The organism is Paraburkholderia sp. BR10923 (assembly GCF_040948765.1).
Classification (GTDB): domain Bacteria; phylum Pseudomonadota; class Gammaproteobacteria; order Burkholderiales; family Burkholderiaceae; genus Paraburkholderia; species Paraburkholderia youngii.
In genome coordinates this window covers 258,679-285,545 of sequence record NZ_JBFPKO010000004.1, presented here as the reverse complement: position 1 = coordinate 285,545, position 26,867 = coordinate 258,679, and the positions used below count along the sequence as shown (strand labels likewise).

The window sequence follows — 26,867 nt, the reverse complement described above, 5'->3', positions numbered from 1 at the left end:
GTCCGGCTTCCAGGTTCGAGCCGGCTGTTTCGGGCGGCCTGCTTCGCGTCACTTGCGTGTTCGGGCCGGCGGCTTGTCGCGGCCGGCCTTCGCAATGTAGATCAGGCCGCCGCCCAGGCGAAAATCTTGCCCGGGTTCATCAGATTGCGCGGGTCCAGCGCGTGCTTGATGGAGCGCATCGTGTCGACCGCGACGTCGCCGTGCTCCTCGAGCAGAAAACCCATTTTGTGCAGACCGACGCCATGCTCGCCGGTGCAGGTGCCGTCCATGCGCAGCGCGCGCTGCACGATGCGATGGTTCAGGCGTTCGGCTTCTTCGAGCTCTTCGGGCTTGTCCGGATCGATCAGGATCGCGACGTGGAAATTGCCGTCGCCGACATGGCCGACGATCGGGCAGGGCAGCGGTGACGCCAACAGATCCTGCTCCGTTTCGACCACACACTCCGCCAGACGCGAGATCGGTACGCAGACGTCGGTAGTCACCGCGCGCGAGCCGGGCTTCAGTTGCAGCATCGCGAAATAGGCGTTGTGACGCGCGTTCCACAGGCGGCTGCGGTCTTCGGGGCGCGTCGCCCATTCGAAGCCTTCGCCGGCATTTTGCGCGGCGATTTCCTGCACGAGTTCGGCCTGTTCCTTGACGCCGGCCTCGGTGCCGTGAAATTCGAAGAACAAGGTGGGCGCTTCGCGCAGCGTCAGATTCGAGTGGCGATTGATCGAGCGGATCGCCAGCGAATCGACGAACTCGACACGCGCGATCGGCACGCCGATCTGGATCGTCTCGATGACCGCGCGCACCGCATCGCCCATCGACGGGAACGTGCACACCGCGGCTGACACCGCCTCCGGCTGCGGATAGAGGCGCAGCGTGATTTCGGTAATCACGCCGAGCGTGCCTTCCGAGCCGACGAACAGGCGCGTGAGGTCGTACCCCGCCGACGATTTGCGCGCGCGCGAGCCGGTCTTGATCACGCGGCCATCGGCGAGCACGACCGTCAGGCCGAGCACGTTCTCGCGCATCGTGCCGTAGCGCACGGCGTTGGTACCGGACGCGCGGGTCGCCGACATGCCGCCGATGCTCGCGTCCGCGCCCGGGTCGATCGGGAAGAACAGGCCGGTGTCGCGCAGCGCTTCGTTCAGCTGCTTGCGCGAGATGCCGGGCTCGACGGTGACGGTCAGGTCTTCGGCGTTGATCGACAACACCCGGTTCATCTCCGACAGATCGATCGACACGCCGCCTTGCACGGCAAGCAGATGTCCTTCGAGCGACGAGCCATTGCCGTACGGAATGATCGGCACGTCGAACTGGCCGCATAGCTTGACGGCGGTTTGCACGTCTTCGGTTGTACGCGCGAAGACGACGGCGTCAGGCAGTTGTGGATCGAACGGCGATTCGTCGCGGCCGTGGTGCGCACGCACGGCTTCGGCAACGGAGACCCGATCGCCGAAGGCGGCTTTGAGCTGGTTCAGCAATTCGGCGGGAAACGGCCGGCGTAGCGGCGCCGGCGGTACGGGATGGTTCACGCATGTCTCCTGTCGAGCGGAGTTGGCGCTTCAACGCTTACTCCGGTCCGATGAAAGTTTCTTTAGGTAACAGCCTGTTTGCAGCAGCTGTTTCATTTTACGCCGTTCGCCCGCCAGGAGGCGCTGGGCCGGCTTCCGCTCATATAATGGCGGCGATTTCGCGATGCGCGCAATATGGACAAACGTGATGGCCGCATCGTCACTGAATACAGGGGAGACATTATGGGCAATCGCCTCAGCAAAATCGCCACTCGCACCGGCGACGACGGCACTACTGGTCTCGGCGACGGCCGCCGTGTGCGCAAGGACAGCGCGCGAATCGCCGCGATCGGTGACGTCGACGAACTCAATTCGAACCTCGGCGTGCTGTTGTGCGAGAACCTGCCCGAAAATGTACGCGCGGCGCTGGTCGCGATTCAGCACGATCTGTTCGATCTGGGTGGCGAACTGTGCATTCCGGGTCATACGATGATCACCGAGCGGCATCTCGCTCAGCTCGACGGCTGGCTCGCCGACTACAACGCCACGCTGCCGCCACTGAAGGAATTCATTCTGCCGGGCGGTTCGCGCGCGGCTGCGCTCGCGCATGTGTGCCGTACCGTTTGCCGCCGAGCGGAGCGCGCGATCGTCGCGCTTGGCGAACACGAGACGCTGAACGCGGCGCCGCGTCAGTACGTGAACCGGCTGTCCGATCTGCTGTTCGTGCTGGCGCGCGTGCTCAATCGCGCGGACGGCGGCACCGACGTGCTGTGGCAGCACGATCGCGGCGCGCCTTGAATGGCGACGCCCATGCGCATATAGATAGGTACTGAGCTTCGCACGAGCCGACGCTCAACCGCTCAACCGACGGCGAGCGTAACCGGCTTGCCGATGCGGCTCAGCATTTCAACGAGCGTGTCGATTGTGAACTTGGTGGTTTTCTTGTTGACGACGTCGGACACGCGCGGGCGCGACACCATCAGAATTTCGGCCGCCTCGGCCTGCTTCAGATGATGCTGTTCGATCCACGTGGACAGCTCGGTCATCAACTGTTCCTTGAGCAGCCGCGTGTCATTGATCTGCTTTTGCGACGCCGCGTGAAGGCGCTTCGCTTCCTCGGCGGAAAAACCGAGTTCGAGGAACACGTTCGCGCCGGCTCGCGTTACGTGACGAATGTTGGTGTCGATCGTCATGGCTGGGTGGTCCTGTAATGAGTGATGGCGCGATAGCGCGTTTCGGCAATTATTCTGTCGCGCAGTCCGAGCTTCTGCGTTTTCTTCTGAAAGCAATGCAGCACGTACAGCGCTTCGGCATATTTGGCCACGTACATCACGCGAAAAATGCCGTCCTCGTCTCGGATGCGAATTTCGCGCGTTCCCGCGCCGATAGACTCGAACGGTTTCCAGTCGTCAGGGTCGAGTCCTGACTGAATCTTGTGAAGCTGAAACCCGGCGAGACGACGCGCTTCGTTGGGAAAAGCAAGCAAATCATGGTAGCTGGAGCCTAACCAGCGAACTTCTTTTTCCTGCTCCATCGCCACCTCATGTATAAAATCTTATACGCACTCTCCAGCCCAGTCAAGTCGTGCAAGCAACCAGGCAACGAGCTATGACGATAGCGAGGCGGCCGGCTCAGTACCATTCGTCCGAATGGCCAATAAAAAACCCGGTTCGAAATCGAACCGGGTTTTCTACGGACTACCGACAAGCCCCCGCGATGGCGGCGGGGCAGGCGTTCAGTTGCCGCTGCCGCGCGCGACGCGGCGTTGCTTGACCGCTTCGGCAAGGCCTTCGAGCACGGCGACGCTTTCGTCCCAGCCAATGCATGCATCGGTAATGCTCTGGCCGTACGTGAGCTGGCAGCCTTCCTTCAGATCCTGGCGACCCGCGACGAGGTGCGACTCCACCATCACGCCAACGATGCGCTCGTCACCCGCGGCGATCTGACGGCCGACGTCCGCGCACACCGGAATCTGGTTTTCGTGCTTTTTCGAGCTGTTCGCATGGCTGGCATCGATCATCAGACGCGCGGCGAGACCCGCCTTGCCGATGTCCGCGCAGGCCGCATTGACGCTGTCGGCGTCGTAGTTCGGCGTTTTGCCGCCGCGCAGAATGACGTGGCAGTCCTCATTGCCCGCGGTCGATACGATCGCCGAGTGCCCGCCCTTGGTGACCGACAGGAAGTGGTGCGGCTGCGAGGCGGCCTTGATTGCGTCGACGGCGATCTTCACGTTGCCGTCCGTGCCGTTCTTGAAGCCGACCGGGCACGACAGTCCCGAAGCCAGCTCGCGATGCACCTGCGATTCGGTCGTGCGCGCGCCGATCGCCCCCCACGAGATCAGATCTGCGATGTACTGCGGGCTGATCATATCGAGGTACTCGGTGCCGGCGGGCAGACCGAGTTCGTTGATCCGCAGCAGCAGCTCGCGCGCGGTGCGCAGGCCTTCGTTGATCTTGAAGCTGTTGTCCATGTGCGGGTCGTTGATGAGACCCTTCCAGCCCACCGTCGTGCGCGGCTTTTCGAAGTACACGCGCATCACGACTTCGAGCTCGCCGGCAAAGCGCTTGCGCTGCTCGATCAGACGTCCCGCGTATTCGATGGCGGCCTTCGGATCGTGAATCGAGCACGGGCCGATCACGACGATCAGACGGTCGTCCATGCCGTGCAGAATGCGATGCATTGCGGTGCGCGATTCGTAGATCACGTTGGACACCGTCTCGTCGCAAGCAAACTCGCGGATCAGGTGAGCGGGCGGCGTGAGTTCCTTCAATTCGCGGATGCGGACATCGTCGGTATTGTGCGGGGGCATGTGGTTCTCCTGAATCGGTTCGTAGCGTGTTCGCGTGGGTCAAATAGGTATCGAAATGCGTGAGGCGAAAAAAAACCGCCAGGCTAGCTGGCGGTTTTTCGGGAATTCTCGGTGTCCTGCGTGTACTAACACCCCTCTCGATCCGCCAGCGGTCTGAGATACCAAAAAAAGTAAAAATAAAACTTGGCGGACATGGCGAAGTGAATGCGTCGCTGGTCAAAAAAGGGTGAGTGACTTTATAACCCGGTACAGGCTCGGGTGACAAGCCGGGGCATCGAAAAATGCGGAAAACCCGCACGGTTCGCGCTTTGCGTGCGCGAACCGTGCATTCACGTGCCAATCAGGCCGTGCCGCCGACCGTCATCTTCTCGATGCGCAGCGTCGGCTGACCGACGCCCACCGGCACGCTCTGGCCTTCCTTGCCGCACACGCCGACGCCCGAATCGAGCTTCATGTCGTTGCCGATCATCGTGACGTACTTCAGCGATTCCGGGCCGCTGCCGATCAGCGTCGCGCCCTTGACCGGATACGTGATCTTGCCGTTCTCGATCATGTATGCCTCCGAGGCCGAGAACACGAACTTGCCGTTCGTGATGTCCACCTGACCGCCGCCGAAGTTCACCGCATACAGGCCGTTCTTCACGGACGCGAGGATTTCCTGCGGGTCCTTGTCGCCGTTGAGCATGTACGTGTTGGTCATGCGCGGCATTGGCAGCGCCGCGTACGATTCGCGCCGCGCGTTGCCGGTGACCGGCATCTTCATCAGGCGCGCGTTCAGCGTGTCCTGGATGTAGCCCTTCAGGATGCCGTCCTCGATCAGCGTCGTGCACTGGGTCGGATTGCCTTCGTCGTCGATATTGAGCGAGCCGCGGCGGTTCGGCAGCGTGCCGTCGTCGACCACGGTGACGCCCTTCGCGGCGACCTGTTCGCCGATGCGTCCCGCGAACGCCGACGAGCCCTTGCGGTTGAAGTCGCCCTCGAGCCCGTGACCGATCGCTTCGTGCAGCAGCACGCCGGGCCAGCCCGGGCCGAGCACGACGGTCATTGCGCCGGCCGGCGCCGGACGCGCGTCGAGATTGACGAGGGCCGCGTGCACCGCATCGTCGACATAGCGCGACAGCACTTCATCGGTGAAATAGCCGTAGTCGAAACGTCCGCCGCCGCCGCCGCTGCCGATTTCGCGGCGGCCGTTCTGCTCGGCGATCACGGTGACCGACACGCGCACGAGCGGCCGGATGTCGGCCGCGAAGCCGCCGTCGCTGCGTGCGACCAGCACCACGTCGTATTCGCCGGCCAAGCCCGCCATCACCTGCTGGATGCGCGGATCGCGGCCGCGCGCCATCTGTTCGATGCGCTCGAGCAGCTTGACCTTCGCGGTGGCGTCGAGCGAATGCAGCGGGTCGGACGGCAGGTACAGATCGCGTCCGGCGATGCCGGTCAGCGACGACGCCACCTTGATCTTCTGCTTGCCGCCGCCCGCCTTGGCGATTGCGCGCGTGGCGATGGCCGCCTGGCGGATCGCTTCGGGCGACAGGTCGTCCGAGTAGGCGAACGCGGTACGGTCGCCCGACACGGCACGCACGCCGACGCCCTGGTCGATGCTGAAGCTGCCCGATTTCACGATGCCTTCCTCGAGACTCCACGCTTCGCTGCGGGTGGTCTGGAAGTACAGGTCCGCGTAGTCGACGCGGTGCGTGAAGATTTCGGCGAGCGTGCGCGTGAGCAGCGACTCGTCGAGGCCATAGGGCGTGAGGAGGATGTCCTTGGCGGCGGCGAGATTACGGATACCGGGTTCGATGATGTTCATGCGAAGTATGTTCTGCTCGATACGAAGGGGTCGGGGAGCGCCTGCGTCGGTATATGCATGGCAGGCGCGGCAGTTTCAATGTCGGTTTCAGGTCAGCACGCGGTGACGCCATGCCGGCAGGCTCTGCCGCACTTCGTCGATGCGCGCGCGTTCGAGGTTGCCCGCGACCACGCCGGCGCCCTCGTCGCGCACCGCGACGATCTCGCCCCACGGGTCGATCAGCATGCTGTGGCCCCAGGTGCGGCGGCCGTTTTCATGTTTGCCGCCCTGCGCCGCGGCGAGCACATAGCACTGGTTTTCGATCGCGCGGGTGCGCAGCAGCAGCTCCCAATGCGCGCGGCCGGTCGTGTAGGTAAACGCGGACGGCACCACGATCAGCGCGCAGTCGCCCATGCGCCGGTACAGCTCGGGAAAGCGCAGATCGTAGCAGACCGACAGGCCGACCCGGCCGAATGGCGCCTCGAAGCTTTGCACCGAGGTGCCGGGCCGGATCGTGCGAGCTTCGTCGAACGATTCATCGCCTTTTTCGAAGTTGAACAGGTGGATCTTGTCGTAGCGCGCGGCTTCGTTGCCGAGCGGGTCGAACACCAGCGTCGTGTTCAGCACGCGCGACGCCTCCGGCGCATTCAGCGGCAGGGTGCCGCCGATCACCCAGAGCCGGTGGCGGCGCGCGGCGTCGGCCAGAAAGCGCTGGATCGGGCCATCCCGATGCGGCTCGCGCACGGCGAGCTTGTCGGTGTCCTTGAAGCCCATGAAACAGAAATACTCGGGGAGCAGCACGAGCTGCGCGCCGTCGGCGGCGGCTTCGGCGATCAGGCGCTCTGCGTCGGCGAGATTGCGATCGCGATCCGGCGTGCTGACCATCTGCAGCGCGGCGACCCGAAAGGGGCTGGCGACAGAGCCGGACGTTGCGGCGGATGCGGATGATGTGACGTGTGTTTCGCTCATGAGCGTGTCGAAAGACTCCCGGCGGGCGGCGGTATGAAGCGCGGGCACCGCATGGTTCTGGGCTGGCTCGGCCCCGTTGGCGCATCGAGTCGGCAGAGCGGCACGAGCGGCCGCGTGGAACGAGACAGCGGCGCCAGGGAAACCGAAGCTCAGTGCGCTTCCACGGTCGAAGCCGGAGCGTCAATCTTACCCCGTTCGCCCGTCACCCGCTGAACCTGCGGTTTGGACCACGAACCGGTGATCGCGTAGTCGCGCGCGAACACGTGCGACACCCCATGTGTGAAGGCGATATCGGCGACCAGCGCGCCGAGGCCGATCAGCGGATTGATGATCGTCGCGGCGATCACCGCGGAGCCGGCGCTGACGGTCGGTATCACATGCAGGTGCAGGTTCTGGGTTCTCTGCGCGATGTCGACCGAGCCCACCATTTCGGCGCGGGCCGGCGCGGTCACCATCCTGAAGTTGTCGGTGCGGGCGATGCCGTCATGAATCTGCGCGGTACCGGTCACGCTCGAGAACGGCAGGCCCTCGCCGAGCACGTCGCGAAAATCGAGCGTGGCGATGCGCGCGAGGCTTTGCAGGCTCAGCACGCCGAGCAGCGTTGCGACGCCTGGATCGACCTTCAGAATCTGGCCGTGGCGCAGATCGAGCGCGAGGTTGCCGTTCAGCGTCGAATAGTCGATCGTGGTCGGGCCGCCCTGCCACACGGCCTTGCCCTGGATAGAGCCGATGCCGCCCTTGAGCGTTCTCGGCAGACCGAAGCGCTCGAGCATCGCGCCAGCGTCCTTGATGTCGAGCTTGAAATCGAACACGGTGCGGCGCGGCGTGGCCTCGTCGGCCGAGATGGGCAGTTCGGTCGAGGTGCGCCAGTTCGCGGTCGCGGTGAGCGTCGCGGTAGGGTTCGTCACGTCTAACTTGTCGAGCTGCCACACCGGCACGCCGTTCTCGTCGTAGTTGTGCGCTTCGACCTCGAGCCGGCCGACGTTGCGGTCGTGCACGATCAGCTCGTTCACGACCAGATCGATCGACGGCATGTTCAGCGCGGGCGCCGACATCGCCGGGCCGAGCAGGTCCTTGTCCGCGACCGATGGAATCACGACGCGTGCGAAGCGCGCCTGCAGTTCTCCCGGCGATTCGCGGGTCACGCCCGGCAGCCACGACACGTGGCCGGACACCTGATTCGACGCGATGTTCGCCTGCCACGTGCGATCCATATGCGACGCGCCGACGATCACGTTGTCCCAGTGACGCTTGAGAAGCGTCAGCGTGTCGATGTGCAGCGCGAAGCGGTTCGGCAGGAACTGCGTGAGCATCGGATTCGGCGCGGCGGCGGGGGTGGTCGCGCTGCTGGCGGTGGTTGCGCTATTGCCGCCGTTCGCGCCGCCGTTCACGCCATTCGCACCCGCGCGCAACTGCGCGGCGAGCGCGCGCCAGGCATCCGCGTTGAACTCCTTGATGTCCACCGCGGCGACCACGCCCTCGGACGGCAGCTCGACCGCCCGGTTCACGCCGATCGCGCCACGCACGACGGTCGGTGGCGTACGCGGCTGCGCGCTCGGCCGATAGCGCAGCAGATACGTGGCGGCGACCGGCCCCAGCGTCAGGTCGGCGCGTTCGAGGCCGGCTTCGCCCGGCACCGTCGACGGATTGACCGCGAAATGCAGCGGCATCGGTGTGCCGGCCTGCTTCTTGAACGGCGCTGGAAAATCGAGCGCGAGGCCGCTTAGATCCGAGTTGGCGCTGACCTGCGGCAGGCGGCCCCTCGCGCCGGCGACGCGCAACGCATAAGGCGCGCTGCCGCTCATATGCGTGAGCACCTGCGCGGCCGCGCCAGGCGGATGCAGCTCGCGCGCGGCATCGACGGCGACGTGGCCGTTGAGCGCGAGCGCGTAGGTGCCGTCTTGCCGCAAGCCGCCGTTCGCATGCACGTCGCCGCCAAGGAACTGTCCGGAGAGCCGCTCGACCTCGGCCGTTCGTTCGGTGAAGTGCACCCGGCCGTTCAGCCGCGACAGCGGCGGCGCATTGCTCACGCTCAGGCGATTGTTGAGGAAGCCTAGCGCGCCTTCGACGCCGACATGCGGCTTCGGCGTACGCGGGATCGTCAGCTTCAGCGCGAGGGACGCGGGCCCTTCCGCGCGAATCTTTTCGGTCTGATGCCGCGCCATGATGCCGAGTGAGCTGCGGTTCACGTAGTCGAGCATGTCGGCGAGCGGGCCGCGGCCGTTGCCCTGGATGGTGAGGTTCGAGCCTTTGGTGCCGAGGTCGTCGATGCGGCCGTTCACGCCGGTCAGCGCGACGCGCTTGTAACGGCCGCGGTCGATGTCGAAGCGCAGCACGTTCTGCTTGAGTTCGAACACGCCGTTGATGCCGTCGAGCGGCGGCCAAACGTTTGGCGTGCCGTTGCGCATGTTGCGCGGCGGGAACGGCGTCGGATCGAACTTGCCGCCGGTGAACGGCGCGACGATGTGAAAGAGGCCGGCGTCGGGGTCGCGCGCGTAGGGGAACTTGGTCAGGTCGCCGTGCACTTCGATCGTGCCGCCGCGCGACACGCCAGCCTGCAGGCCGTGGCCCAGGTAAATGCGCAGCTTTTCGCTGACCGCGGTCGGCAGATAGCGGGCGATACGGGTCACCTGCGCGCGCTGGAAGTCGGCTTTCAGGTCGAGCGAGCCGCGGCCGTGGCCGGGATTGCTGTAGCTCGCGGTCGCGCTTGCCTCGACGTCGGGGTTCGATACGCTGAAATCGTTGAGCTTGACCGCGAACGCGGGACGCGTGTCGCCGGGTGCCTTCTTGCCCATCGTCCACTCGGCGCGACCGCGCAGACGCGCGAGCGTCAGACGCGGATCGTCGAACACGCCTGGCAGCGTGATCGCCACGTTGGACGTATCGAGGTTCGCGCGGCCGCCTCTTTCGTCGGCGTCGACGGTGCCCCACAGGTTCTCGATGCCGGGAATGCCGGCGCGCGGGTGGCCGCGCGGGGTCAGGCCAGGCCCCGGCTCCTGGGCGGCGAAGCTGATGCCCTGCAGATCGCCCTTGAAGCGATAACGCTCGATCGGCTCTGCACCCGTCGGCCGATGGTCGCTGCCCACTTCTCCGGATTCCGGTTTGTCGCGCTCGACCTCGATCACGTAGTTCGCGACCAGCCCGCGCGGATTGATGCGCACGAGTTCGTTCAGAAAGTGCCGCGGCAACGGCAGCGCGCGGCTGAATTCGGCGAGGATGCCGAGATCGACGCGATCGCCGCTGATGCTCAAAAGCTGCCCGTGCTGCTGGGACGCGGTCCGGTAGCGGCTGTCGAGGGTCCGGAAGCGCAGGATGCGCGTGAGCGGCGTGCCGTCTTCGAGCGGCGGCTGGCCGAGCTCGGCACGCAGGTCCGACAACTGCAGCCGGTACTCGCCGTCGTCTGCCTCGACGCGCCACAGAAAGTGGGCGATCGGCACGAGCAGCTTTGGCTGGGTCGGGCGCACCCGCATCGCGACGTCGTTGCCGTTCAACTGGCCGGTCGCCTGGTTCATGCGGCCTTCGCTGAAGTCGATCCAGATTGCATTGTCGATGCGGCCGGCGAACGTCTCGATCGGGAATTCGACGTAGCGCGCAAGGGTTGGCAGATCGACCGGGCCCGTCGACATATACACCTGGCCGCTCCAGTTGATCGGCTTGCCGATCGCGGAGAGCGGCGCGTGGCGAAAGTGCGTGCGGAAGTCGAGCGGGCCTTTCAGCACGCTGCCGTCGGGCGGCGCCTGCAGCGCCATGCGGTGGTCGCGGCCGTCATTGAGGATCGCGATGCGGATATCGCGCAGCGCCAGTTCGGGCTCGTGGCGGGTCGCGTCGCGCCAGCGCAGCACGCCGCCACGCACGACGATCGCCTGCTGACGCAACAACCAGGTGGACAGCGCGTCGTTGCCGCTGTGGCGCGTCGGTACCGGCACGCCCGCGACCGACAGCACGCCGTCGTCGCTGCGCGACACCAGCACGTCCGGCTGGTCGACGATCAGGCTCGACAGCGCCGGATGAAACTCCCATAGCGAGCGCCAGGATACCGTCGCGGTGGCGTGCGGAATCGTCAGCGCGGGTTGGCCGTCGTGATCGCGGATGACGAGGTTGGTGACGTCGATCCCAGGCTGGAAGCCGCTCCAGTGCGGCGCGAGCCGGCCGATCGTGAATTGGGTGCGCAGCTTGTCGGAGACTGCGGCTTCGATGCGCGGCCGGAACGTGTCGACGCGCGGCAGCACCACGTAGCGCAAACCCAGAAACACTCCGCCCGCGATGAAATAGAGGACGAGTGCGAGCGTGGCGAGCACGCGCAACGTCCGACGCAACACGATGTGGTCGCTTCCGCTCACGTGCCGGACCTGCGATGGGGCTTGCGGGTCGGCGGATTCGTTTCGCTCGGACATGCTGCGGCGGCTGGGCGTATGGTAGTTTTGCGTGTTAACGACGAAATGTAACACACGGGAAAGCGTCGGCGGACTTCCTGCAAACCCTGTCCGAAAGCCGGTGACGGGGATTCGCGAGGCGGTTCGGCACCGGCTTCGGCATGCTTGCCGCCGCGTGCCGGTTGCACAATAGAACGATATGACAGCGACCCCGAAACGACACCCCTACATCGTCAGAATACCGCCGGACAAATTCGATCAAGCAACGAGCGAGCCAGATTTTTGATGACTGACGCAACCCTCCTGAGTTCCAGCTATTCGCACTATGCCGCGCGCGCCGCCGCTGCCCGCCCGCAACTGGTCGCGCATGTCAGCGCGCTGGCCGACGAACCGCTGACGCGCGAGCGCATCGACGCGCGTCTCGACGCACTGTGCGCCGAGGCGGCTGGCCCCGCCGGTGCGCCGGTCAACGAAGATGCGCTGAAACGCGCGCTGCGCCAGTTGCGCACCGAAGTATTTTGCGCGGTGATGGAGCGCGACCTGGCCGGCGAAGCCGATATCGCCGAAGTCACCGGCGCGATGACCGATCTCGCGGAAACGACGATCCAGCGCGCGCTGACGGTGTTGAGCGCCGAGCTGGAAGCGCTGTATGGCGAGCCGCGCGACCAGCAGGGCGAGCGGCTCACGCTCGGCGTGGTCGGCATGGGCAAGCTCGGCGGGCGCGAGCTGAACGTGTCGTCGGATATCGATCTGATCTTCGTCTACGAGGACGATGGCGAGACCACCGGCGGCCAGCGCTCGCCGCTCGCGACCCAGGAGTTCTTCACGCGGCTCGGCAAGCGGCTGATCGGCGCGCTCGCGGAAGTCACCGCCGACGGCTACGTGTTTCGTGTCGATATGCGTCTGCGGCCGAACGGCGATTCGGGCCCGCTCGTGTGCAGCCTCGGCATGCTCGAAGAGTATTTCTACGTGCAGGGCCGCGAGTGGGAGCGCTACGCGTGGATCAAGGGCCGGCTCGTGTCCGAGGGCGCAAGCGCCGCGGCGCAGCGGCTGCAGAAGCAGCTCGATGCGATCGTCACGCCGTTCGTCTATCGACGCTATCTGGATTTCGGCGTGATCAGCGCGATCCGCGCGCTGCATCTGCAGATCCGCCAGGAGGCGCAGCGCCGCGCGTCGATGCGCCCCGACAAGGCCGACGACATCAAGCTCGGCCGAGGCGGCATCCGTGAAATCGAGTTTAGCGCGCAGGTGTTCCAGCTGATCCGCGGCGGCCAGGACGCCGGCTTTCGCGTGCGGCCGACGCTCGCCGTGCTGCGCCATGCGGCCACGCATGGGTTGATGGACCCGTCGGTGTGCCTGAAGCTGTCGCAGGCGTATCGCTTTCTGCGCGAGCTCGAACATCGTCTGCAATACCGCAACGACGCGCAGACTCATGCGATGCCCGTCGATGCCGAAGACCGCGCGGCGCTCGCGCGCGCGATGGGCTGCGACGACTACCCGGAATTGATGACTAAGCTCGACGCGCATCGCGAGTTCGTCGAACAGCAGTTCGACCAGATTTTCGCCGACAAGGTGGGCGGCCGCGACGGCTGCGGCGCGCCCGAGGACGGCGCGGCCGCGTGGGTGTGGAGCAGTGCGCTCGCCGACGATAGCGCTGACGACGCGCTGCGCGCGCGCCTCATCGAACTCGGTGTGGCCGAACCCGGCGAGTTGCTCGCGCGGCTGCAGGCGGTGTGGCGCTCGTCGCGCTACACGGGCCTGAACGAGCGCAGCCGGCAGCGCTTCGACATCGTCGCGCAGCGCGCGCTCGAAGCCGCGCGCACGCTGGAGCCGGCCGGCCGGCGCGGCGATACGGTCGCGCGCCTGTTCGATCTGCTCGAAGCGGTGAGCCGGCGCGGCGCGTATCTGGCGCTCTTGACCGAGTATCCGCAGGCGCTGCATCAGGTGCTGTCGGTGCTGGGCGGCTCGCGCTGGGCGGCCGGCTATCTGATCCGCCATCCGCAACTGCTCGACGAACTGCTCGACGGCGAGGCGATCAACAGCCCGTTCGACTGGCCCGAATTCAAGCGTACGTTGCGTTTGCGGCTCGCCGCCGCCGACGGCGTCGAGCAGCAGATGGATCTGCTGCGCCACGCGCATCATGCCGAGGTGTTCCGCATTCTGCTGATCGATCTTGCCGGCAAGCTGTCCGTCGAGCACGTCAGCGACCGACTGTCCGAGCTCGCCGACGCGGTGCTCGACGCGACGATCGAAGCCGTGTGGAATCAATTGCCCAAACGTCACCGCGACGTGCCGCGCTTCGCGGTGATCGCCTACGGCAAGCTCGGCGGCAAGGAGCTCGGCTACGCGTCGGACCTCGACCTGATCTTCCTGTATGACGATCCCGACGATGCCGCGGCCGACGTCTACGCCACCTTCACGCGGCGCCTAATCACATGGCTGACCACCGCGACCGGCGCCGGCACCTTGTTCGACATCGATCTGCGGCTGCGGCCCAACGGCGAGTCGGGCCTGCTCGTCACCGATCTCGACGCGTTCCGCCGCTACCAGCTGCGCGAAGGCGACGCGGCGAATACCGCGTGGGTGTGGGAGCATCAGGCGCTGACGCGGGCCCGCTACTGTGCGGGCGATCGGGAGATCGGCGCGAAGTTCGAGGCGATCCGCGAACAGGTGCTGACGACACCGCGCGAAGCGCCGCCGCTCGCGAAAGAGATTGTCGAGATGCGCGCGCGTGTCGAAGCGGGTCACCCGAACCAGACGCCGGCGCTATTCGACCTGAAGCACGACCGCGGCGGCATGGTCGATATCGAGTTCACCGTGCAGTACTGGGTGCTGCTGCATGCGGCGCGCGATCCCGAACTGATCCGCAATACCGGCAATATCGCGCTGCTGCGCGAAGTGTCGCGTTTCGGGCTGATGAGCGAAGCGGAAGCGGAGACGGTCGGCGCTGCCTATCGGCGCTATCGCAAGCTGCAGCACACGCTGCGGCTCGATGGGATGGAGAAGGCGCGGGTCGATCCGGCGCTGGTCGCGGCCGAGCGCGAGGCGGTGCTGGCGTTGTGGAAGAGGGTGTTTGGGTAATGGCGCTTACGCATTTCGCGTAGCGCTATCGCATCATGCGCGGCCGGGATCGGTGTGACGTCCCGGCCAATCCGACTCAGGCCGTGTGCGGTGAGCTGCGCACGGCGCAATCTCAGGCGGCCAGCATTTCCTTCGCGTGCTTGCGCGTGGTCGCCGTGATTTCGAGACCGCCGAGCATGCGCGCGACTTCCTCGATGCGGCTCGCCTTGTCGAGCGAGGTCACGCTGCTGAGCGTGCCGCCGGTGCCGTTGCTCATCTTGGCGACCTGGAAATGGTGATCGCCGCGCGCCGCGACCTGCGGCAGATGGGTCACGCACAACACCTGGCGCGCCTCGCCGAGTTGATGCAATAGCCGCCCGACCACTTCGGCCACGCCGCCGCCGATGCCCGTATCCACTTCGTCGAAGATCAGCGTCGGTGTCGGGCTGGCCGCGCTCGCGATCACTGCGAGCGCGAGACTGATACGCGCGAGTTCGCCGCCCGACGCGACTTTCGCGAGCGGCCGCAGCGGCACGCCGGCGTGACCGGCCACGCGGAACTCGATCTGCTCGAGCCCATGCGCACCGCCTTCGGGCAACGGCACCAGCGCGACTTCGAAGCTGCCGCCTTTCATCGACAGTTCCTGCATGCCGGTCGTGACCGCCTCGCCGAGCGCCTTGCCTGCTTTGGCGCGTGCCTTCGACAGTTTTTTAGCCTCGGCGACGAACGCGTCCTTCGCTTGCGCCTCGGCGGCGCGCAGGCCGTCGAGGTCGGCAGCGGCGTCGAGCGCGGCCAATTGCTTGCGGCGCGCTTCGTGTTCTTCCGGCAGCGTCTCGGGCTGCAGACGGAATTTTCGCGCGGCCGAGTGCAGCGCGTCGAGGCGCTTTTCGACCTGCGCGAGCCGCTCCGGATCGAGCTCGAGCTTCTGCGCGTAGTGGCTCAGCGAATACGCGGCTTCCTGCAACTGGATCTCGGCGGGTTCGAGCGCGGCGAGCACGTCGTTCAGCGCCGGGTCGATCTCCGCGAGGTCGCGCACCTTCGACACGATCGAGCCGAGATGCGTGATCATCGCGTCGTCCGACTCGGACAGGGCGCCGAGCGCACCCTGCACGCCGTCGATCAGATTCGCGGAATGCGACAGCCGCCGGTGCTCGGTGTTGACCTCTTCCCATTCGCCCGGCTGCGGCGCGAGCTTATCGAGTTCGGTGAGTTGCCACGCGAGTCGCTCGCGTTCGAGTTGCAGCTCGCGATCGCGAGTTTGCGCGTGCTCGACCGCCTGCGCCTTGTCGCGCCACGTGCGCCACGCGCGTGTCACGGCGGCGGCCAGGTCGGACAGGCCCGCGTGCGTGTCGAACAGCTCGCGCTGCGCGTCCGGCCGCATCAGCAACTGGTGCGCATGCTGGCCGTGAATATCGACGAGCATTTCGCCGACCTCGCGCAGCTGCGCGAGCGTCGCGGCCGTGCCATTGATGAACGCGCGTGAGCGGCCGTTCGCGTCGACCACCCGCCGCAGCATCACGGTGCCGCCGTGCTGGCCGTCGTCGGCCGCGCCGAGCGCCTGGGCGTCGAGCCATTGATCGACCTGCGCGTGCGTTTCGAACTCCGCGGTGATATCGGCGCGGCTCTCGCCGGTGCGCACGACGCTCGCCTCGGCGCGCGCGCCTAGCGCGAGCGCGAGGGCGTCGATCAGGATCGATTTGCCGGCGCCGGTTTCGCCCGAGAAAACGGTAAAGCCGCTGTCGAATTCGAGGTCGAGCGCGGCGACGATGACGAAGTCGCGTATCGAGAGGTGGCGAAGCATGGAGGTCGTCGGGTAGCTTGGATTCGGGTGGCGGCCGCGGCGGCGCGGGCTTGAAAGCGCCGCTTACGGCCTCGGGTCTTCTTCGTGCGACGGGTACTCGTGCCAGTGCAGCTTCTTGCGCAGCGTCGCGTAATAGCTGTAGCCGACAGGATGCAGCATTGGCACCGTGTGACGCGAACGGCGCACCTCGATCGTGTCGCCGAGCTCCAGCGACGTGAACGACTGCATGTCGAAATTGACGTTCACTTCGCGCCCGGAAACGATCTGGATGCTGACCTTCGAGTCGTCCGGCAGCACGATCGGCCGGTTCGACAGCGCGTGCGGCGCGATCGGCACGAGCACGAAGCCCTGCAATTGGGGATGCAGGATCGGCCCCTGCGACGACAGCGCGTACGCGGTCGAGCCGGTCGGCGTCGCGACGATCAGGCCGTCCGAGCGCTGGTTGTACATGAAGCGGCCGTCGACCGACACGCGCAGCTCCGCCATGCCCGAAAAACCGCTACGGTTGACCACCACGTCGTTGAACGCGAGCGCGTGATAGATCGACGTGCCGTCGCGCACGATGCGCGCTTCCAGCAGCACCCGCTCCTCGCGCTCGAAATTGCCGGACAGCATTTGCGGCACGATCTCGCGCATGTCGGAGATCGGAATGTCGGTGATGAAGCCGAGCCGTCCGTGGTTGATGCCGATCAAGGGCGTGCGATATGGCGCGAGCTGGCGACCGATGCCGAGCATCGTGCCGTCGCCGCCGAGCACCACGGCGACGTCGGCGCGCGCGCCGATCTCGGCGGGACGCAGCGCCGGATAGTCGGTTACGCCGATCTCGGCGGCGGTGTCGGCTTCGAACACGACTTCGAGGCCGAGCTTCGCGATGCACGCGGCGAGCGCGGTCAGCGGCTCGCTGATGCCTGGCGTATTGCTGCGCCCGACGAGCGCGACGGTCTTGAACTGGCTGGTCACTTGCATGCCGGCATTACACCATAGGTAGGGCCTGAAAAGAACCGCAGGCCAACCCGGTAGCGGGCCGGTGCACGCGGGGCGTCTGCGCATGTCGCGATTATCGTTAGAATGGTGAAGACCCGATGACATGCGCGCCCGCTGACGGCGCCGCATTTGCCGGGAGCGGGTGCCGCGGGCGCTCGCGGCTGCGATGCCATTGAGCTAAAATTTTTCGTCATGCTAGATCCTCGCGCACAAACCCTCCTCAAAACGCTGATCGAGCGCTACATCGCTGAAGGTCAGCCGGTCGGCTCGCGCACGCTGTCACGTTACTCGGGCCTCGAGCTGAGCCCGGCCACGATCCGCAACGTGATGTCGGACCTCGAGGATCTGGGGCTCGTGATCAGTCCGCACACGTCGGCGGGGCGCATTCCGACGCCGCGCGGCTACCGTCTGTTCGTCGACACGATGTTGACGGTCGAGTCCGCCGCCGACGAAGAAGCGGTGATGCGCGCGGTCAAAACCACGCTGCAGGTGGGCGAGCCGCAGAAGATCGTCGCCGCGGCGGCGAGCGTGCTGTCCAACCTGTCGCAGTTCGCCGGCGTGGTGCTCACACCGCGCCGCAGCCACGTATTCAAGCAGATCGAATTCATGCGCCTGTCCGACAAGCGCATTCTGCTGATCATAGTGACGCCCGAAGGCGACGTGCAGAACCGCATCCTCGCCACCCAGCGCGACTTTTCGCCTTCGCAGCTGGTGGAAGCCTCCAATTACATCAACGCGCACTTCGCGGGCCTCTCGTTCGACGAAGTGCGCCGCCGCCTGCGCGAGGAAATCGACGAGCTGCGCGGCGACATGACCTCGTTGATGCACGCGGCCGTCACCGCGAGCACCGACGAATCCGATACCGGCGAGACTGTGCTTATCTCCGGCGAGCGCAATCTGCTCGAAGTCGCCGATCTTTCGTCGGACATGGCGCGCCTGCGCAAGCTGTTCGATGTGTTCGACCAGAAGACCAGCCTCCTTCAGTTGCTCGACGTGTCGAGTCACGCGGCGGGTGTGCAAATTTTCATTGGCGGCGAATCGACGCTGGTGCCGATCGAGGAAATGAGCGTCGTCACCGCGCCGTACGAGGTGAACGGCAAGATCGTCGGCACGCTCGGTGTGATCGGACCGACCCGCATGGCCTACAACCGCGTGATTCCGATCGTGGACATCACCGCGCGGCTGTTGTCCATGACGCTCAGCCAGCAGTAGTCCTCGCGCTCCGCGGCGCCGCCGTCATCGCAGAGCGTGCCGGCCATGATGCGCGAACGGGCGGCGTCTGCCAATCGTCCGAATGGCCAGGGTACGGCGACGCCCGGCCGAACCCGCGCCGCTATAATGAATCTCCATTGAATCGACTCGCCGCGTGAAGCGGTGACTTCTGCTGCCTATGCGCTTCGACCTCGAGCGGCCATCACAGAACGCCACATCGCATCGCGTCGCCGTGTTGCTGATCAACCTCGGCACGCCCGACGCGCCGACACCGCGCGCGGTACGCAGCTATCTCGCGCAGTTCCTGTCCGATCCCCGCGTGATCGAAATTCCCGCGTTGCTGTGGCAGCTGATTCTGCGTCTGCTGATCCTGCCGCTTCGCGGCCGCAGTTCCGCCAGGAAGTACGCGGCGGTATGGATGCCCGAGGGCTCGCCGCTGCGCGTGCACACCGAAAAGCAGGTCGAGGGTTTGCGCCATCTGCTGCAAGTCAACGACTACACGGTGCTGGTCGACTACGCGATGCGCTACGGCACGCCCGGCATTCCGGCAATGCTGAACCAGCTGAAGCTCGCCGGCGCCGAGCGCGTGCTGCTGATGCCGATGTATCCGCAGTATTCGGCGTCCACCACGGCGACCGCGTTCGATGAAGCCTTTTCCGCGCTCAAGCGCATGCGCAACCAGCCGGAAATCCGCACGGTTCGCCAGTACGCCGATCACCCGGCATATATCGCGGCGCTCGCCGCGCAGGTGCGTCACCACTGGCATCTGCACGGCCGCCCTGATTTCGCGGCGGGCGACAAGCTCGTGCTGAGTTTCCACGGCGTGCCCAAGCGCACGCTCGACCTCGGCGACCCGTATCACGAGCAATGCCAGCAGACCGGTGCACTGCTGATGCAGGCGCTCGAATTGACGCCTGTCGAATGCCGCATCACGTTCCAGTCGCGCTTTGGTAAGGCCGAATGGCTGCAGCCTTACACGGCGCCGACGTTGAAGGAACTGGGCGCGGCAGGCGTGCGGCGTGCTGACGTGTTTTGTCCGGGTTTCACCGCCGACTGCCTCGAAACGATCGAGGAAATCGGCATGGAAGTGCGCGACGAATTTCTGCAGGCGGGTGGCAAGGAGTTTCACCGGATCCCCTGTCTGAACGCGTCTCAGCCGTGGGTTGCCGCGCTCGGCGAAATCGTCGCGCAGCATCTGCAGGGCTGGCCGGTGCAGGCGGTGCCGGTGCCGCACACGACAGGAGCTTGAATACGCAGATGAACTACCGCATCTCAACCGAACCGGGCGCGAAACTGCGCATCGACAAATGGCTGTGGGCCGCGCGTTTCTTCAAGACGCGTTCGCTGGCCGCGGATGCGGTCGACAAGGGGCGGGTGCGCATCGGCGGCGCGGCCGTGAAGCCGGCCAAGGACGTGCGTGTCGGCGATCTGGTCGAAATCGAGATCGAGCGCTACGTGTGGCAGGTCGAGGTGCTGGGCGTGTGCGACGTGCGCGGCCCGGCGAGCGTGGCGCAGACGCTTTACGTTGAAACCGCGCAGAGCAAGGAGAAGCGGCAGGTCGAGCAGGAACGGCGCAAGGTGTATCACGAGCCGGCGGCCGCGCTGCACGGGCGACCGACGAAACGCGACCGGCGCACTATCGACAGATTTTCGGGTGGGAACTAAAAAACTGCTCGACCGTGGCGTGTGCGCCACCGTACTCGGTGGTGTGGTCGTTAACCGCGCCGGACATGCAGATGGTCGTGGTGCCCGCGATCAGTACCAGTGCGACCACCCCGATTGCAACGGTCAGTTTCACGGTACTCCTCTCGATGGGCTGAAACGGGCTATCGGAACGACTGTCAGGTGTCCGTAAGGCTTACGTCAAATTAGGGTTAACGTGCGTTGCCGCTCCATGACTGGAGAATAGGTCAGTTGCGGGCTGCACTCAATCCCTATCTGATTGCGCCACATGAATGCCTGTTACGGCGCATTTCGCCTGCACGACGGTGGTGCGAAAAAACCTCGGAGCCGCTTGAAACGGCTATTTCAGACCCCATCTGGGGTCCGGTCTGGCGGATCGGCGCGAAGACACCTGTCGCGATTTTGCAAAGCACGAATCGTACTGTGTCGGAACGGCTTTTTCCGTCTTTGCTTTTACTTTTTAACGACTTTCAGCGACATGGAAAACACGCAAGAGAACCCGACGAGCCAGAATCCCACGCCCGCCGACGAAGCCGCGCGCCAGGCCGCCGAGGCGGCTGAGGCCGCCACTCAACAGCAGGACACCGGCGCCACCACTGAGTCCGCCCAGGCTGCCGCCGAGCAGGCGCTGGCCGACGCTCAGGCGAAGATCGCCGAGTTGCAGGAAGACTTCCTGCGCGCGAAGGCCGAAACCGAAAACGTGCGCCGTCGCGCTCAGGAAGACGTCGCCAAGGCGCACAAGTTTGCGATCGAGAACTTCGCCGAGCATCTGCTGCCGGTGGTCGACAGCCTCGAGGCGGCCGTCGCCCATTCGTCCGACGACCTGCAGAAGGTCCGCGAAGGCGTCGAGCTCACGCTGCGCCAGTTGAGCGGCGCGCTCGAGAAGGGCCGCGTCGTGGCGATCAATCCGGTCGGCGAAAAGTTCGACCCACATCGCCATCAGGCCATTTCGATGGTGCCGGCCGACCAGGAGCCGAACACCGTCGTCGCGGTGCTGCAAAAGGGCTTCGTGATCGCGGACCGCGTGCTGCGTCCCGCGCTGGTGACCGTCGCCGCGCCGAAGTAAGCACGTCGAAGCGCACCCCGGGCGTCCGCGCCGGCGGCGTCTGCCTCGTCGCTTCGGATCGCCGCGCGCCGCAAAACATCCAGTCGATTCAGGCACTTCCGGCGAACCCCGCCGGGGGCGCCGTGCAAGCTGGCGGAGCGGGTTCGCAGCAAGGATCCACGAGCCCGCCCCTTGATTGAAAAAAATTAAAGACCGCATCGCAATAGAGGTCTTGAAAACGATGTGGCCGCACTTATTTTGAGTGCAGGTAGGAATTGAGAGCGGATCGTCCCGCCGCCAGATGGGCCAACCGGGCGCTTTCCGCAGCGATCAAAGTCAGGAGATTTGTAAAAATGGGCAAAATCATCGGCATCGACCTCGGCACGACCAACTCGTGCGTGGCGATCATGGAAGGCAACTCGGTCAAGGTCATCGAGAACTCGGAAGGCGCGCGCACCACGCCGTCGATCATCGCTTACATGGAAGACAGCGAGATCCTGGTCGGCGCGCCGGCCAAGCGTCAGTCGGTCACGAACCCGAAAAACACGCTGTTCGCGGTCAAGCGCCTGATCGGCCGCCGCTTCGAAGAGAAGGAAGTGCAGAAGGACATCGGCCTGATGCCCTACAAGATCATCAAGGCCGACAACGGTGACGCATGGATCGAAGTGCGCGACCAGAAGCTCGCGCCGCCGCAAATCTCGGCCGAAGTGCTGCGCAAGATGAAGAAGACCGCTGAGGACTACCTCGGCGAGACCGTCACGGAAGCCGTGATCACGGTGCCGGCGTACTTCAACGACAGCCAGCGTCAGGCGACCAAGGATGCAGGCCGCATCGCCGGTCTGGAAGTGAAGCGGATCATCAACGAACCGACCGCAGCCGCATTGGCATTCGGTCTGGACAAGGCTGAAAAGGGCGACCGCAAGATCGCCGTGTTCGACCTCGGCGGCGGCACGTTCGACATCTCGATCATCGAAATCGCGGACGTCGACGGTGAAATGCAGTTCGAAGTGCTGTCCACGAACGGCGATACGTTCCTCGGCGGTGAAGACTTCGACCAGCGCATCATCGACTACATCATCGGCGAGTTCAAAAAGGAACAGGGCGTCGATCTGTCGAAAGACGTGCTCGCGCTGCAGCGCCTGAAGGAATCGGCTGAAAAGGCCAAGATCGAGCTGTCGTCGAGCCAGCAGACCGAAATCAACCTGCCGTACATCACGGCCGACGCGTCGGGTCCGAAGCACTTGAACCTGAAGATTACGCGTGCGAAGTTGGAAGCGCTGGTTGAAGAACTGATCGAGCGCACCATCGAGCCGTGCCGCGTGGCCATCAAGGACGCGGGCGTGAAGGTCGGCGAAATTGACGACGTGATTTTGGTCGGCGGTATGACCCGTATGCCGAAGGTGCAGGAAAAGGTGAAGGAGTTCTTCGGCAAGGACCCGCGCCGTGACGTGAACCCGGACGAAGCCGTGGCCGTTGGTGCCGCGATCCAGGGCCAGGTGCTGTCGGGCGACCGCAAGGACGTGCTGCTGCTCGACGTGACCCCGCTGTCGCTCGGCATCGAAACGCTCGGCGGCGTGATGACGAAGATGATCAACAAGAACACCACGATCCCGACCAAGCACGCACAGGTCTACTCGACGGCTGACGACAACCAGAGCGCCGTGACGATCAAGGTGTTCCAGGGTGAACGCGAAATGGCAGCGGGCAACAAGCTGCTCGGCGAGTTCAACCTCGAAGGCATTCCGCCGGCACCGCGCGGCGTGCCGCAGATCGAAGTGAGCTTCGACATCGACGCGAACGGCATTCTGCACGTCGGCGCGAAGGACAAGGCGACCGGCAAGGAAAACCGCATCACGATCAAGGCGAACTCGGGTCTGTCCGAAGCCGAAATCGAGAAGATGGTGAAGGATGCCGAAGCGAACGCTGAAGAAGATCACAAGCTGCGTGAGTTGGCCGACGCTCGCAACCAGGGTGACGCACTCGTCCACAGCACGAAGAAGGCGCTGACCGAGTACGGCGACAAGCTCGAAGCGGGTGAGAAGGAGAAGATCGAAGCCGCGTTGAAGGAACTCGAAGACACGCTGAAGAGCAGCTCGAGCGACAAGGCCGCGATCGAAGCGAAGATCGAAGCGGTGGCCACGGCCTCGCAGAAGATGGGCGAGAAGATGTACGCCGACATGCAGGCTGCGCAAGGTGCCGAAGCGGCAGCGGGCGCGGCGGGCGGTGCCGGTGCCGGTGCATCGGCCGGCGCGAGCCAGCAGGCCGACGACGTGGTCGACGCCGAGTTCAAGGAAGTGAAGAAGGACTAAAGCCAGGTCGGCATCCGACCGTAAAGCCGTGCACAGCGATGTGCGCGGCCCGGCTGCACGAGATCGCGCCCTTGGGGCGCCTTGAGTGCAAGAGCGGTTTTTCGCGCCTGGCGAGCCTTTTGGGTTCTCCGGGCACGTTCGTTTTATGGAGGGCGTTGTTTTGAACCGTGTCGAGACGCGGCGCAGACAGCGGCCGGACGAGTCGTAAGACTCCACAGCATTCACAAGGAGCTACCGCGTCGCTTTGCGCGGCGGCGTTGAACCGATATGGCGAAACGGGATTACTACGAGGTTCTGGGCGTCGCAAAGAACGCGAGCGACGACGAAATCAAGAAGGCTTATCGCAAGCTCGCGATGAAGCACCACCCCGACCGCAATCCGGGCAACAAGGATGCGGAAGAGCATTTCAAGGAGGTGAAGGAAGCCTATGAAATGCTGTCGGATTCGCAAAAGCGCGCCGCGTACGATCAGTACGGTCACGCGGGCGTCGATCCGAACATGGGTGGGGCCGGTGCGCAAGGTTTCGGCGGCTTTGCCGATGCATTCGGCGACATCTTCGGCGACATCTTCGGCCAGGCGGCCGGCGCTGGCGCACGCGGAGGCGGCCGCGCGGGTCCGCAGGTGTATCGCGGCGCGGATCTGCGCTACAGCATGGAAATCACGCTCGAGCAGGCCGCACACGGCTACGACACGCAGATCCGCGTGCCGAGCTGGGTTTCGTGCGAAGTCTGTCATGGCTCGGGCGCGAAGCCGGGCACCAAACCGGAAACCTGCCCGACCTGTAGCGGCTCGGGTTCGGTGCGCATGTCGCAGGGCTTCTTCAGCATCCAGCAGACTTGCCCGAAGTGCCACGGCAGCGGCACCTACATCCCCGACCCGTGCAATCACTGCCACGGCGCGGGCAAGGTGAAGGAAACCAAGACGCTGGAAGTGAAGATCCCGGCCGGTATCGACGACGGCATGCGCATCCGCTCGGCCGGCAATGGCGAGCCGGGCATCAACGGCGGACCGTCGGGCGATCTGTACGTCGAGATTCATATCAAGCAGCACTCGGTGTTCGAGCGTGACGGCGACGATCTGCATTGCCAGATGCCGATCCCGTTCACCACCGCGGCGCTTGGCGGCGATATCGAAGTACCGACGCTGGCCGGTCGCGCAACTTTCACCGTGCCGGAAGGCACGCAGTCGGGCAAGACGTTCCGTTTGCGTGGCAAGGGCATCAAGGGGTTGCGTTCGAGCATCGCTGGTGATCTGTACGTGCATGTGCAGGTCGAAACGCCGGTCAAGCTCACCGAAGCGCAGCGCGACCTGCTCAAGCAATTCGAAAAGGCGCTCGTGGAAGGCGGTGCGCGGCATAGTCCGCAGAGCAAGAGCTGGTTCGATCGGGTGAAGAGCTTTTTCGATTGATCTGATTTGGCGGTCAGCATGACGGTGGACAGGCGCGGCGCGGTGTTCGCGCTGCTTGACGATTGCGGTGCAACGGCGGCGCGTCCGTCGAGCCGCTTGTACACGGGTTTCGTGCGCGAGCGGGTCTGCACCGAGGCGGCGCAGCTCGAAGCGGTGTGCGACAGCGTCGCGGCCGATACCCGCAACGGCCTGCACGCCGTCGTGCTGGCCGACTATGAATTTGGTCGTGGGCTCGTCGGTATCGACAAGCTTCGGTCCACTGAAACGCAGCGTGGCAATGCCACGCTGCGTTTTTTATTGTTCGAACGCTGTGCGAAGCTTGCGCGCGACGAGGTCGACGCGTGGCTGATGACGCGTGACAACGGTGCTCCGGAGCCGTCGGTCGCGGGCACGGCGAACGTGCGCGAGAGCGTCGATCGCGCCGAATTCGATGCGTCGATCGACGCGATTCACGCTGCGCTGCGCGCGGGCGATTCCTATCAGGTCAACTACACGTACCGCCTCGGCTTCGACGTGTTCGGCTCGCCGCTTGCGTTCTATCGGCGTTTGCGCGCGCGCCAGCCGGTGTCGTTCGGCGCGCTGATCGCGTTGCCCGACGATGCGTGGGTCCTGTCGTGTTCGCCCGAATTGTTCGTCGAGAAGCACGGCCCGACGTTGCGCGCGCGGCCGATGAAGGGCACGGCGCCGCGCTCGCAAGATCCCGCCATCGACCGCGGCAACGCCGAGTTCCTCGCCACCGATCTGAAGAACCGCGCCGAGAACGTGATGATCGTCGATCTACTGCGCAACGATCTGTCGCGGGTTGCGCGGATCGGTTCGGTCAATGTGCCGGCGCTGTTTTCGGTCGAGCCGTACGCGTCGGTGTGGCAGATGACGTCGACAGTGGAGGCGACGTTGCTCGACGGCACCTCGTTCGCGACGATCCTGCGCGCGCTCTTTCCCTGCGGCTCGATTACCGGTGCGCCGAAGCATCGCACGATGCAGTTGATCGACGAACTGGAAAGCACGCCGCGCGGACTTTATACCGGCGCGATCGGCTGGCTCGATGCGCCGGACGATGATCAGGATTGCGGCGACTTCTGCATGTCGGTCGCGATCCGCACGCTGACATTGACTACGTCGACGGCGCAAGCCGGCGGCACGGACGGGCTGCGCGGCAGCATGGGCATCGGCGCGGGCATCGTGCTCGACAGCGTGGCCGCCGACGAGCACGAGGAGTGTCGATTGAAAGCACGTTTTCTGACCGGCGCCGAGCCCGGCTTCGAACTGTTCGAAACGATGTACGCGACGCGGGAAGACGGCGTGCGGCATTTGGAGCGGCATTTGCGGCGCTTGTCGTCGAGCGCCGCGACCCTTGGTTTCGGGTTCGACGAAGCGCGCATTCGCGAGGAGATTTCAGCGCGGTGCGCCACGCTGCCGGCGCAGACGCCGCATCGTATGCGGCTTGCGTTGAGCAAAAGCGGCGCGACGCAGATCACCGCCGCGATACTTACGCCGTTGGCGGATGCGATCGTTGGGGTTCTGCTCGGCCCCGAAGCGCAGTTCGCGCCAACCCAGGCCGCCGATGCGTTGCTGCGCCACAAGACCACGCGCCGCGCCGACTACGACCGCGGCTGGCGCGAAGCCGAGGCGAAGGGCGCCTTTGACACGCTGTTCTTCAACGAACGGGGCGAACTGACCGAGGGCGGCAGATCGAATGTGTTCGTGAAGCTCGCGGGACGATGGTGGACTCCGCCGCTCGCCTCGGGCGTGCTGCCTGGCGTGATGCGAAGCGTATTGCTCGACGGGGCCTCGGACCTGCAGGCGGGTGAAAAAGTGCTGACGCAGCAGGACGTGCTGAACGCCGAAGCGCTGCTCGTGTGCAACGCGTTGCGCGGCGCGATATCCGCACGGGTTGTTGCTTAGAGCGCTGAGACAAACCGGAATGCCG

19 protein-coding genes are annotated in these 26,867 nt (G+C 65.1%); 9 read left to right on the top strand and 10 right to left on the bottom strand.

All coding sequences use genetic code 11. The features are described from left to right. Positions 1 to 101 precede the first annotated feature (101 nt). A complete protein-coding gene (locus AB3X94_RS09805) occupies positions 102 to 1,520 on the bottom strand; it encodes an FAD-linked oxidase C-terminal domain-containing protein (RefSeq protein ID WP_368611412.1) in 1,419 nt (472 codons plus the stop codon). Positions 1,521 to 1,742: 222 nt separating this feature from the next. Between AB3X94_RS09805 and AB3X94_RS09800 the strand changes: the two genes are divergently transcribed. Then, on the top strand, positions 1,743 to 2,297 hold the full coding sequence (locus AB3X94_RS09800) for a cob(I)yrinic acid a,c-diamide adenosyltransferase (RefSeq protein ID WP_368585438.1): 555 nt from the start codon (positions 1,743 to 1,745) through the stop codon (positions 2,295 to 2,297). A gap of 62 nt (positions 2,298 to 2,359) precedes the next feature. Here AB3X94_RS09800 and AB3X94_RS09795 read toward each other — a convergent pair whose 3' ends face one another. The 6 genes from AB3X94_RS09795 to AB3X94_RS09770 form a co-directional block, all read right to left on the bottom strand. Continuing rightward, positions 2,360 to 2,692, bottom strand: coding sequence for a helix-turn-helix domain-containing protein (locus AB3X94_RS09795; protein WP_008923434.1), 333 nt, complete (start codon positions 2,690 to 2,692; stop codon positions 2,360 to 2,362). After that, positions 2,689 to 3,033, bottom strand: a complete 345-nt coding sequence (locus tag AB3X94_RS09790) for a type II toxin-antitoxin system RelE/ParE family toxin (protein WP_368611411.1) — start codon at positions 3,031 to 3,033, stop codon at positions 2,689 to 2,691. The genes AB3X94_RS09795 and AB3X94_RS09790 overlap by 4 nt, the downstream gene beginning before the upstream one ends. A 201-nt stretch (positions 3,034 to 3,234) precedes the next feature. Continuing rightward, the gene (gene aroG, locus AB3X94_RS09785) at positions 3,235 to 4,308 is read right to left on the bottom strand and encodes a 3-deoxy-7-phosphoheptulonate synthase AroG (RefSeq protein WP_176109507.1); all 1,074 of its coding nucleotides are present in this window, start codon (positions 4,306 to 4,308) and stop codon (positions 3,235 to 3,237) included. A 340-nt stretch (positions 4,309 to 4,648) separates the two neighbouring features. Continuing rightward, a complete protein-coding gene (gene tldD, locus AB3X94_RS09780; protein ID WP_176109506.1) occupies positions 4,649 to 6,115 on the bottom strand; it encodes a metalloprotease TldD in 1,467 nt (488 codons plus the stop codon). A gap of 87 nt (positions 6,116 to 6,202) precedes the next feature. Continuing rightward, positions 6,203 to 7,063, bottom strand: a complete 861-nt coding sequence (locus AB3X94_RS09775) for a carbon-nitrogen hydrolase family protein (protein WP_176109505.1) — start codon at positions 7,061 to 7,063, stop codon at positions 6,203 to 6,205. A gap of 149 nt (positions 7,064 to 7,212) precedes the next feature. Then, positions 7,213 to 11,457, bottom strand: a complete 4,245-nt coding sequence (locus AB3X94_RS09770; protein WP_368611410.1) for a YhdP family protein — start codon at positions 11,455 to 11,457, stop codon at positions 7,213 to 7,215. 261 nt (positions 11,458 to 11,718) lie between these two features. Here AB3X94_RS09770 and glnE point away from each other — a divergent pair, with 261 nt between their 5' ends. Beyond that, entirely contained in the window at positions 11,719 to 14,517 is a 2,799-nt protein-coding gene (gene glnE / locus AB3X94_RS09765) for a bifunctional [glutamate--ammonia ligase]-adenylyl-L-tyrosine phosphorylase/[glutamate--ammonia-ligase] adenylyltransferase (protein WP_368611409.1), read from the top strand. A gap of 112 nt (positions 14,518 to 14,629) precedes the next feature. Here glnE and recN read toward each other — a convergent pair whose 3' ends face one another. Both recN and AB3X94_RS09755 read right to left on the bottom strand, forming a co-directional pair. Continuing rightward, positions 14,630 to 16,297, bottom strand: coding sequence for a DNA repair protein RecN (recN, locus tag AB3X94_RS09760; RefSeq protein ID WP_176109502.1), 1,668 nt, complete (start codon positions 16,295 to 16,297; stop codon positions 14,630 to 14,632). Positions 16,298 to 16,360: 63 nt separating this feature from the next. Further along, positions 16,361 to 17,263: an NAD kinase gene (locus tag AB3X94_RS09755; RefSeq protein ID WP_368611408.1), complete on the bottom strand. Its 903-nt coding sequence runs from the start codon at positions 17,261 to 17,263 to the stop codon at positions 16,361 to 16,363. A gap of 210 nt (positions 17,264 to 17,473) precedes the next feature. Here AB3X94_RS09755 and hrcA point away from each other — a divergent pair, with 210 nt between their 5' ends. From hrcA to AB3X94_RS09740, 3 genes are all read left to right on the top strand, one after another. Next, the gene (gene hrcA, locus AB3X94_RS09750) at positions 17,474 to 18,493 is read left to right on the top strand and encodes a heat-inducible transcriptional repressor HrcA (protein ID WP_026227992.1); all 1,020 of its coding nucleotides are present in this window, start codon (positions 17,474 to 17,476) and stop codon (positions 18,491 to 18,493) included. Between the two features lie 178 nt (positions 18,494 to 18,671). Next, on the top strand, positions 18,672 to 19,742 hold the full coding sequence (gene hemH, locus AB3X94_RS09745; protein WP_176109500.1) for a ferrochelatase: 1,071 nt from the start codon (positions 18,672 to 18,674) through the stop codon (positions 19,740 to 19,742). An 8-nt stretch (positions 19,743 to 19,750) separates the two neighbouring features. Beyond that, positions 19,751 to 20,158 (top strand): RNA-binding S4 domain-containing protein, encoded by a 408-nt coding sequence (locus tag AB3X94_RS09740; RefSeq protein WP_176109499.1) that lies wholly within the window; start codon positions 19,751 to 19,753, stop codon positions 20,156 to 20,158. Here AB3X94_RS09740 and AB3X94_RS09735 read toward each other — a convergent pair. Beyond that, positions 20,130 to 20,291, bottom strand: coding sequence for a hypothetical protein (locus tag AB3X94_RS09735; RefSeq protein ID WP_176109498.1), 162 nt, complete (start codon positions 20,289 to 20,291; stop codon positions 20,130 to 20,132). The two genes, AB3X94_RS09740 and AB3X94_RS09735, sit on opposite strands and share 29 nt — an antisense overlap. A 363-nt stretch (positions 20,292 to 20,654) precedes the next feature. Between AB3X94_RS09735 and grpE the strand changes: the two genes are divergently transcribed. The 4 genes from grpE to pabB all read left to right on the top strand — a co-directional run bounded on the left by grpE (position 20,655) and on the right by pabB (position 26,842). Further along, positions 20,655 to 21,242 carry a nucleotide exchange factor GrpE gene (grpE, locus tag AB3X94_RS09730; RefSeq protein WP_176122491.1) on the top strand — a complete coding sequence of 196 codons (588 nt, stop codon included), beginning with the start codon at positions 20,655 to 20,657 and terminating at the stop codon, positions 21,240 to 21,242. Positions 21,243 to 21,574: 332 nt separating this feature from the next. Next, entirely contained in the window at positions 21,575 to 23,530 is a 1,956-nt protein-coding gene (gene dnaK, locus AB3X94_RS09725) for a molecular chaperone DnaK (RefSeq protein ID WP_176109496.1), read from the top strand. Between the two features lie 267 nt (positions 23,531 to 23,797). After that, the gene (dnaJ, locus tag AB3X94_RS09720; protein WP_018431876.1) at positions 23,798 to 24,937 is read left to right on the top strand and encodes a molecular chaperone DnaJ; all 1,140 of its coding nucleotides are present in this window, start codon (positions 23,798 to 23,800) and stop codon (positions 24,935 to 24,937) included. An 18-nt stretch (positions 24,938 to 24,955) separates the two neighbouring features. Then, entirely contained in the window at positions 24,956 to 26,842 is a 1,887-nt protein-coding gene (pabB, locus tag AB3X94_RS09715) for an aminodeoxychorismate synthase component I (protein ID WP_368611407.1), read from the top strand. Positions 26,843 to 26,867 lie beyond the last annotated feature (25 nt).